The organism is Vibrio sp. 1557 (assembly GCF_033340175.1).
Taxonomy (GTDB): Bacteria; Pseudomonadota; Gammaproteobacteria; order Enterobacterales; family Vibrionaceae; genus Vibrio; species Vibrio alginolyticus.
This window is the reverse complement of the sequence record NZ_JAWOVZ010000012.1, coordinates 134,705-143,322: the sequence shown is the minus strand read 5'-3', so window position 1 is coordinate 143,322 and position 8,618 is coordinate 134,705. Positions and strand designations below refer to the sequence as shown.

Genomic DNA, 8,618 nt, shown 5'->3' with positions numbered 1-8,618 from the left:
GTTTAAAAGCGAGGGAGTAATCGCGCTGAGTTCTTTTAGTTGTTGATTTCATAACACTCTCCAATTTTTTTGGGGGGGAAAGTGTCAACCTTATTTAGGACGGCACATGTGTAACGAAAAAGCCTCCCGAATGGTGGGAGGCTTTTTGTATCTCAGTCGTTTACTGTTCCCATTCAGGGAAAGGGTCTTCCAGAGATAACCAATAGTCGAGCCCTTGCTCCATCTCATCTTCTGTTAACAAGCATTCGTTAAGACGAGCAATCAATTTCTCTTGCTCTAATCCCTGACCAATAAACACCAATTCTTGTCGCATATCGCCGTATGGTTCTTGCCAAACGTCGTTTATAGCATCTAGGTAATCTTGATCCGTCGGCCATTCCTCCTTCGGAATCGCTTTCCAAAACATACCCGCAACACCATAACGTGCGATGCCTCCCGCTTGGCTCCATTGACCGACAAACTCTGGTCTGGTTGCTAGCCAAAAGTAACCCTTGGAACGAATCAGTTTGCCGTAATCTTTCGCATTGTGGAGGAAGTCGTAAAACTTCTCTGGATGGAAAGGGCGTCTCGCATGATAGGCAAAGCTGGAAATGCCGTATTCTTCGGTTTCCGGTATGTGCTCGCCTCGCATTTCCTTCAACCAACCTGGGGCTTGTTGTGCCTTTTCAAAACTGAAGCTTTGTGTGTCGAGTACCGCATCAAGTTCTACTTCACCATTCGAGATAGGAAGAATAGTGGCCGATGTATTAAGAGTTTTAAGAATCGCAAGAAGCCTTTCGATTTCTGATTTCTCAGCAAGGTCGGTTTTACTTATCAAGATAACGTCAGCGAACTCTACTTGATCAACGAGTAAGTCAGCAACGCTGCGTTCATCGTCTTCACCTAATGATTCGGCTGTCTCTGTTAAGAACTTAGCTTCATCGTAATCACGCAGAAAGTTAATCGCATCAACCACCGTAACCATGGTGTCTAAACGTGCAACGTCTGAAAGTGATAGCCCGTTTTCATCAGCAAACGTAAAAGTCTCTGCAACGGGAAGTGGCTCGGCGATGCCAGTGGACTCGATAACTAAGTAATCGAATCTGCCTTCTTGCGCGAGTTTAGTGACTTCTTCAAGCAGATCTTCACGCAGGGTACAACAGATGCAACCGTTACTCATTTCAACCAACTTTTCTTCACTGTGGTTGAGAGAAACTTCATTCTGAACGGTCGCTGCATCGATGTTGACTTCGCTCATGTCGTTGACGATGACCGCCACTTTTCTGCCTTGTCTATTGTTAAGAATATGACTTAAAACGGTTGTTTTTCCTGCGCCTAGAAAGCCGGACAAAACCGTAACAGGGAGTTTCTGGGTGTTCATGCTCATGCTCTTTATAGTGTAATGTTATAATATAACAATTAATATAGTCGGTGATCTTAACTCTGGCATCAAGCAGTTTGTGACTGTGTCGAGTACTGCACCTTATTGGCGCATTCATTCGTCGTTAAGTTATACAGATTCAGATGTACGGAATTTAGAGAGCGAACTCTTATCTCGGTGTGGAGGTTCTATGAACGAAGAGAAAAAGCATGTCATGACAGAAGAAGAAATTCTTGCAGCGCCCGAGGCGGATTATATGAATGAAGCTCAGCTCGCATTTTTTGAAAACCGATTATTTGAGCTTTATGAATCGACGTTAGCGCATATTGAACGCGCGAAAGAAGAGATGATTGCGCCAATGGAATTCAGTGACGAAAGCGATAGGGCGTCCAGTGAGGAGCAATCTGCAATCGCATTAAGAATCATAGATAGAGAGCAAAAGTTGTTACCTAAGATTCAACAATCGTTGGCTCGCTTGCGCACAGGGGAGTATGGCTATTGTTTAGAGTCCGGAGAACCTATCGGCATTCCAAGGTTATTGGCACGACCTACTGCTGAATATAGTGCAGAAGTAAAAGCTCAAATGGAGTCAAAAGAGCACTGGTATAAACACTAAAGCCTCACTATCTTATGACGTCGATATTCTTCTCGTTCACTTGTTTTTTTTGATGTTCTCTGAGAAGTCTAAAGCGATGGCGACTACCGTTAGGTATGGTAGTCATTACCTTTGAGATATTAATAGTTATCGATAGGATAGAAGTAAGTTCTGTATTGTAAATAACGCACCATTTTTGTTTTTCTGAATGAGCTCTCGCTATGTTAGCGTCAAACATTTTCTCTGCTACTTCAAGCTGATCTTCTATCCTTAAAGCTAAATTGGTACTGGAGAAGTAGCATGATTGACTTTGTGGCAACTTTTATCTTTTTCTTTGCTGTCATCGATCCCATAGGTACTGTGCCCGTTTTTATCGCAGCCACAAAAAGCTATGAAGAAGTGGCAAAGCGTAAGGTCGCTCTGTTTGCGACTCTATTCTCCGCTGCTATCCTACTGTTTTTTGTTGTTGCTGGTGAAATCATACTTACAGCAATGCGTATTCCCTTGTCTGCGTTTCAAATCTCGGGCGGTATCGTATTGTTCTTGTTTGCTTTGACTATGATATTTGGTGAGAGTAAACCAGCAGAAGAAATCAGAACGCTCAATAGTCATCATGATACAGCAGTTTTTCCTCTAGCCATTCCATCAATTGCTAGCCCTGGCGCAATATTAGCCGCCGTTTTACTCACAGAGAACGTGCGGTTTAATATTTGGGAGCAAGTCCAGACCGTGGCTATGATGCTGCTGGTACTATTGGTTGTTTATATCTTGCTATTAATGGCCAGCGGCATACACAGGATTATTGGGAATACAGGAGCTAGTGCTGTAAGTCGGATCATGGGGTTGATATTAGCCGCTGTGGCCACGACCAACACTCTGAATGGGATTGAAAGTTACTTTGACCTTTAAGGCTGTTTCGCAAACTGAGCTGAAGGTATACGTTAAGAGCTAATTTTACGGCGAGATGACCGACCACCTGACAATCACTTTTCTGGCTGTTACTTCTAGCCGGATGTAATCCTTCAGGCTACTCGTGACGACCTTGTTTAAGAGGACCACGGAAAAGTTGAAAGTAAAATGCATAGATGTTGAGGATATATATCAGATGGGGGAACTGGAGCAACACTTGCCCCCATTGAGCTGTGCCAATACTCAAAGATTAGCTGCTAGAAAACAATATCGATAATTTCTCCGCTTAGGCACTACTCTATAATCTTGTAGTCTCGCAGTATATAGAGCCTAGCATGGAGGAATTTATTAGCTTCAACGTGCCAAGACAAGACTTTTTCATGCCGTGAGAGTATCTGAAAAGTCGGGAGGCTGAGAAGTTTATTCAGTATGGCTCTTATTGGGCAGTTTATGGATCAGCCAGTAACCAAGACTCATACTAAGAACTACAGCCGCAATTCCAATCAGGTACATTGGAGACAAGGTTTCAAAGTCTATAATAATGACCTTTCGGGAGATTGCCATCAGCGCGGTGGCCATGACGATTTTTACATGAATAACATTTTCTCTCAGGTAAATAGTTATATTGATGAAAATTTCAATAGCAATTAAAACGGCCATAAAAGCACCAAAAGTGGCTAGCATATCTGAAATCGTCAGAATGAGTTTAGGTGGCGTGATAAGTTTTTGATATATCGTCCATGCAACATCTATCACACCCATGACGATTACAAACAACATAACTATCGACAATACTCTTACAGACCAATGAATCACTATCTGTAATTTTTTTGTTAACTTATCATTTTTATCGACTTCCATGGCCCTGTTTCCTTCGCTTGTTTATGTTCACTTAACCTTCATATGTTGAAGCTAGACAATTGAATACATGTCGTTTAAAGCATAGTTGCTGTGGTGAGAGATAGAAGCGTCCGAGGGAAGGAAGTTATGAAACTTAGGAGTGGGCACAATGTTGGACACATAATGTAATCTCTGGTGTCATGCGTTATTACCTCATTGCCTCATTTCTGATCGTGACGAATCGACTGATGAGGTGGTGATTCATCACCTTCACGGCAAACTGAATGAGCGAATACCACAACGTATTGATACTGGGCAAATCGATGCGCTTGTTGCTCCGTGCGTTGTTAATAGAAATACAAGCGAATAAGGAGTGGGTAATCGCTCAAAAGTCGGGTGGAAAAGCGGTAAAACGGCGAAAATTATTGGAACTAAGTCAAGGCCCTTTTTTTAAATGAAAAGGCTTATTGATCTGAACACACCACTTCTCCATATAAGTATATCCACAAATATAAACCTCAAATTGGCGATAAAGAGCTTTAATATTGATAAATATATAAACAACTTGGGTGCTGAAGAAATTTCAGTATACTGCGCTTAGGTTACACTGGAGAAAAAATCGCCGTATTCCCTGCGGGGTCCTTTGATAAGAAATAGAAATCGCGTTTGAATATGCAACCAAACGATTTTGCCGCTTGCAGTTTATTCGGTATACAAATAATAAACCTTTGACTAATCCGAAGGTCGGTCAAATGAGAGAAAGTCATGTTTTTTAATAAGTCGCTTCAACAAGAAAATCAACGATTAAAGCAGGAGTTGCAAATCCTGCAGCAAATCCAAACCAGTTTAGATGAAGAGATGATCCGCTTAACATTGGATAGTAAAGGTATCATTACTTCTGCAAATACTAAACTACAGCAAGAACTTTTCTTACATGATGATGAGATCTTAACGAAATCAATTACTGAATTGGTACCGTCAAATTCGCGCAATACAGACCACTTTCATCGAATGAAGAAAGCCGTCCAAGATAAAGTGTTCTGGAATGGGGCATTGCAAGTACAGAAAGGTAATGGTGAGGAAGCCTGGTTAAGAACGATTATCCAGCCTGTTTTAAATGAGCGCAGAGAAGTAGAAAGCTTTTTTGTTTTTGCTTCTGAACTTACGCGAACGATCAAATCATCCCGTGAGCAAGAGGACATGCTAAATGCATTAAGTCGTTCTATGGCGGTGATTGAGTTCACATTAGATGGCCATGTTTTAAAAGCCAACGATAATTTCTTAAACACAATGGGTTATACGCTTGATCAGATTCTAGGGAAGCATCATCGCATGTTTTGTGATCAGGAAGAGTCGAGCTCTCAAGCTTACCGTGAGTTTTGGCAACGTTTAGCAAAAGGGCAATTTTCATCAGAGCGATTCAAACGAGTTAACCGTTATGGTGAAGAGGTGTGGTTAGAGGCTTCATATAACCCTATCCATAACGACAGAGGAGAGCTCTACAAGGTCGTTAAGTTCGCGACAGATATTACCCAGCAGGTGATGCAGGAACAGAAAATGGCCCAGGCTGCGCAATTGGCGAATGAAATCTCGCAAGAAACTGGAACACAAACCCTGCAAGGGCAAGAGGTTATAGGCTCAACGTTAGAAAAGATGCAGATACTTTCCGAGCAAATGCAGCAAGCGAACACCGCGATTGACGAGCTTAAAGCGCACTCATCGCGTATTAGCGAGTTGGTAAATAGCATCAGTGGTATCGCTGACCAAACTAACTTATTGGCGTTAAATGCGGCGATAGAAGCGGCTCGTGCGGGTGAGCATGGTAGAGGTTTTGCCGTTGTTGCCGATGAAGTCAGACAGCTTGCTACAAGAACCAATGCAACCACCGATGAAATTGTCACAATGGTCAGTGAAAACCTACAGCGAACAGATAACGCAGTTAAGCTGATCGCTAAATGCCAAAAAGAAGCACTAGATACGCTAGAGCTCTCTGAAAAAGCAGGCAATGTGATGAATGAAATACAAGATGGCGCTAGCCGTGTTGTAGAGGCCGTGGAGCAATTTAACCGCTCGTTGTAGTCAGTTCTTCATGCCAGCACAGGCTTTTAAGTTCCTATATAATCAAATTGTTTACTAGTGCTACTCATCGCCAATCAAGCGTGTTTTTGGTGATGAGAAAGCCAGTTCATTCCTTTCTTAATATTTCGTATTTCTATCTTTACGTGTCGCTATTTTACAACACTGTTAATAAAAAGTAGCGTAATTTAATCTCCTGTTAACTTGGTTGCGAATCACAGTTGGGGGAGACCTACTTGGACTTACTAAATTTCACCATAGATAACTTAGCGCTGCTAGGTACGCTTACCATGGAGCACATCTCTTTGGTTGCTCTGGCTGTTGGGCTTGCCATCTTAACTGGCGTACCTATCGGCATTCTTATCACACAAAATGAGCGCGCTGCGAAAGTGGTGCTTTACGTAGCGTCCATCATTATCACCATTCCTTCAATCGCATTGTTTGGTTTGATGATTCCTCTCTTATCGACCATTGGTCATGGGATTGGCTACGTGCCCGCCGTGATTACCGTACTGCTTTATTCTCAGCTGCCTATTATTCGCAACACTTATACCGCAATTCACAACGTAGAACCATCGCTCAGAGAGGCTGCTCGCGGTATCGGGATGACGCCTTTTCAACGTTTGAAAATGGTGGAAATTCCATTGGCGATTCCGGTGATTATGGCGGGTGTGAGAACGGCAGTAGTAATGAATATTGGCGTTATGGCGATCGCCGCGTATATCGGAGCCGGTGGGCTGGGCGTGTTTATCAGCCGTGGCATCTCGCAAAGTGATCCTCGACAACTGATCGTTGGTGCCATCGCCGTCAGCCTTCTGGCTATCATCGCGGATTACGGATTGATTCGACTACAAAAAAGATTAACGCCACCGGGCCTAACCGCTGCTCGATAAAGGACAAATAATAGGGACATTCAAATGATCAAAATTGACAAGCTAACCAAAATTTTTGAAACGCCTAATGGCCCGGTGACTGCCGCAGATCACATTGAGATGGAAGTTCCCAGTGGTGAAATTTGTGTGTTACTTGGCCCATCCGGTTGTGGCAAAACCACCACGCTGAAAATGGTCAACCGAATTATTCCCGCGACATCGGGCAAGATCTATCTTGGCGGTGAAGATACTTCTGGGATGGATACGGTCACTCTGCGCCGCAACATCGGTTATGTTATTCAGCAAATTGGCCTATTTCCCAACATGACGATTGGCGAAAACATCGCGGTGGTTCCCAAGTTATTAAGGTGGGATAAAGCAAGATACATGACGCGTGCAAAAGAGCTATTGGAGATGGTGGCTCTTGATCCTAGTGTCTTCCTTAATCGTTATCCAAATGAGTTGTCTGGCGGACAGCAGCAACGAATTGGTGTTGCCCGAGCGCTAGCGGCGGATCCTCCCGTCATGCTGATGGATGAACCATTTGGCGCGATTGACCCGATCAACCGTGAAGTAATCCAGGATGAGTTCCTTAAAATGCAGCAAGAGCTCAACAAGACCATCATGCTTGTCAGTCATGACATTGATGAAGCGGTCAAAATGGCCGATAGAATTGCGATTTTCCGTGATGGTCATCTGGTTCAGTATGATACGCCTGACGATTTACTCGCACACCCGAAAGATGATTTCGTGAAAAACTTTGTCGGAGATGATCGCGCACTTAAACGTCTACGCTTAGTGACGGCTGAGTCCGTCATGCAGACCACCTTTGCGCACGTGAAACCTAACGAGACGCTTGCCGACGCTTTAACCAAAATTGACGCGTATGGGTATCGCGACGCCGTGATATTAGTAAATGGCCAACACCAGCCTATCGGTTATGTGCCAAAAGCTACAGCAATCAATATGAAGGGGTACTGCGGTGAACATTATGTCGGCCTGAAAACAATCGCCCGAACCACGGATGATCTGCGTAAAGTCGCGTCGAAGATGTTCACGCACGACATTGTTTGGATGCCGTGTGTTGACGAGAATGGCCGCTTAGTGGGCGAAGTCACACAGCGCGGCATTACTCATTATCTAGGCGCAACTTATCAGCGCGATACCTCTCTTAGTGAGCCACAGCCATTGCATCAGGCTAAGGAGGCATCGTGACCAATCAGCTAAAACAAACCTACTATTTCGTTTTATTGGCGTGTGTCTTTGCGTTGGGTATTTATTTACAAGGCGCGGGTACGATCGATGATTTCCTCTACTACCAAGAAGACATTGTTTATTTGACGGTTCAGCACATTGAACTGGTGCTGCTGTCTGGTGGATTGGCGATCCTAATCGCTATTCCCGTCGGCGTATTGCTCAGCCGTCCTCGTTTTCAGAAAGTCGCAGAATCGGCGATGCAGGTTTTGAATGTGGGGACCACGATTCCTACTTTAGCTATTCTTGCGCTGGCAATGAGCTTTCTTGGCATTGGCACCGTGCCTGCGGTATTTGGGCTGACGATTGCCTCGTTGTTGCCGATTGTCAGAAACACCTACATCGGGCTGAAAGAAGTGCCCGCTCATTTAGAAGAAGCGGCGTCAGGCATTGGTATGACCGAGTTACAAATGTTATTTCAGGTTGAAATTCCTAATGCGCTGTTCGTCACTTTTGCCGGTATCCGCACGGCGTTAGCTGTCAACGTGGGCACCGTGCCACTGGCCTTCTTAATTGGTGGCGGTGGGTTAGGGGAGCTCATTTTTACCGGTATTGATCTGGATGAACCCATCATGATGCTGGCAGGCGCTATTCCTACAGCGATGTTGGCTATCGCTATCGACAGTGTGGTAGGAGCCGTTTCCTATGTCACTGTACCTAAAGGCTGTAACCCTATTAGAGCTAGACAATAACAATCCTAAAAATTGAACAC

Annotated in this window: 8 protein-coding genes and 1 pseudogene; 7 read left to right on the top strand and 2 right to left on the bottom strand. The window is 44.1% G+C overall.

Annotated features, from left to right (window positions below):
* Nucleotides 1–160: 160 nt before the first annotated feature.
* Nucleotides 161–1,360, bottom strand: coding sequence for a zinc metallochaperone GTPase ZigA (gene zigA / locus R7070_RS15520; RefSeq protein ID WP_318141243.1), 1,200 nt, complete (start codon nucleotides 1,358–1,360; stop codon nucleotides 161–163).
* A gap of 190 nt (nucleotides 1,361–1,550) precedes the next feature.
* On the opposite strand from zigA, the gene R7070_RS15515 reads away from it, so the two are divergent.
* Both R7070_RS15515 and R7070_RS15510 read left to right on the top strand, forming a co-directional pair.
* Nucleotides 1,551–1,976: a TraR/DksA C4-type zinc finger protein gene (locus tag R7070_RS15515; protein ID WP_017635733.1), complete on the top strand. Its 426-nt coding sequence runs from the start codon at nucleotides 1,551–1,553 to the stop codon at nucleotides 1,974–1,976.
* Between the two features lie 279 nt (nucleotides 1,977–2,255).
* Nucleotides 2,256–2,864, top strand: coding sequence for a MarC family protein (locus R7070_RS15510; protein WP_017635732.1), 609 nt, complete (start codon nucleotides 2,256–2,258; stop codon nucleotides 2,862–2,864).
* Between the two features lie 420 nt (nucleotides 2,865–3,284).
* On the opposite strand, the gene R7070_RS15505 is transcribed toward R7070_RS15510, so the two are convergent.
* A complete protein-coding gene (locus R7070_RS15505; protein ID WP_005375731.1) occupies nucleotides 3,285–3,725 on the bottom strand; it encodes a phosphate-starvation-inducible PsiE family protein in 441 nt (146 codons plus the stop codon).
* A gap of 744 nt (nucleotides 3,726–4,469) precedes the next feature.
* Here R7070_RS15505 and R7070_RS26815 point away from each other — a divergent pair.
* The 5 genes and pseudogenes from R7070_RS26815 to R7070_RS15485 all read left to right on the top strand — a co-directional run.
* Nucleotides 4,470–5,249, top strand: a pseudogene (locus tag R7070_RS26815) (PAS domain-containing protein); the annotation flags it as partial.
* Complete coding sequence (locus R7070_RS26810; protein ID WP_372036153.1) at nucleotides 5,247–5,783, top strand: methyl-accepting chemotaxis protein; 537 nt, start codon at nucleotides 5,247–5,249, stop codon at nucleotides 5,781–5,783. The pseudogene R7070_RS26815 and the gene R7070_RS26810, both read left to right, overlap by 3 nt.
* A gap of 287 nt (nucleotides 5,784–6,070) precedes the next feature.
* The gene (locus tag R7070_RS15495) at nucleotides 6,071–6,673 is read left to right on the top strand and encodes an ABC transporter permease (RefSeq protein ID WP_017635730.1); all 603 of its coding nucleotides are present in this window, start codon (nucleotides 6,071–6,073) and stop codon (nucleotides 6,671–6,673) included.
* 24 nt (nucleotides 6,674–6,697) lie between these two features.
* On the top strand, nucleotides 6,698–7,867 hold the full coding sequence (locus tag R7070_RS15490) for an ABC transporter ATP-binding protein (RefSeq protein WP_256900008.1): 1,170 nt from the start codon (nucleotides 6,698–6,700) through the stop codon (nucleotides 7,865–7,867).
* On the top strand, nucleotides 7,864–8,598 hold the full coding sequence (locus tag R7070_RS15485; RefSeq protein WP_318141242.1) for an ABC transporter permease: 735 nt from the start codon (nucleotides 7,864–7,866) through the stop codon (nucleotides 8,596–8,598). Before R7070_RS15490 ends, R7070_RS15485 begins: the two co-directional genes overlap by 4 nt.
* The last annotated feature ends 20 nt before the right edge of the window (nucleotides 8,599–8,618 follow it).

What these genes read in the sequence shown, in the direction of transcription:
- R7070_RS26810 (WP_372036153.1), top strand. Translation starts at nt 5,247, where the DNA reads ATGCAGGAACAGAAAATGGCCCAGGCTGCGCAATTGGCGAATGAAATC.
- R7070_RS15510 (WP_017635732.1), top strand. Translation starts at nt 2,256, where the DNA reads ATGATTGACTTTGTGGCAACTTTTATCTTTTTCTTTGCTGTCATCGAT.
- R7070_RS15495 (WP_017635730.1), top strand. Translation starts at nt 6,071, where the DNA reads ATGGAGCACATCTCTTTGGTTGCTCTGGCTGTTGGGCTTGCCATCTTA.
- R7070_RS15515 (WP_017635733.1), top strand. Translation starts at nt 1,551, where the DNA reads ATGAACGAAGAGAAAAAGCATGTCATGACAGAAGAAGAAATTCTTGCA.
- zigA (WP_318141243.1), bottom strand. Translation starts at nt 1,360, where the DNA reads ATGAACACCCAGAAACTCCCTGTTACGGTTTTGTCCGGCTTTCTAGGC.
- R7070_RS15490 (WP_256900008.1), top strand. Translation starts at nt 6,698, where the DNA reads ATGATCAAAATTGACAAGCTAACCAAAATTTTTGAAACGCCTAATGGC.
- R7070_RS15505 (WP_005375731.1), bottom strand. Translation starts at nt 3,725, where the DNA reads ATGGAAGTCGATAAAAATGATAAGTTAACAAAAAAATTACAGATAGTG.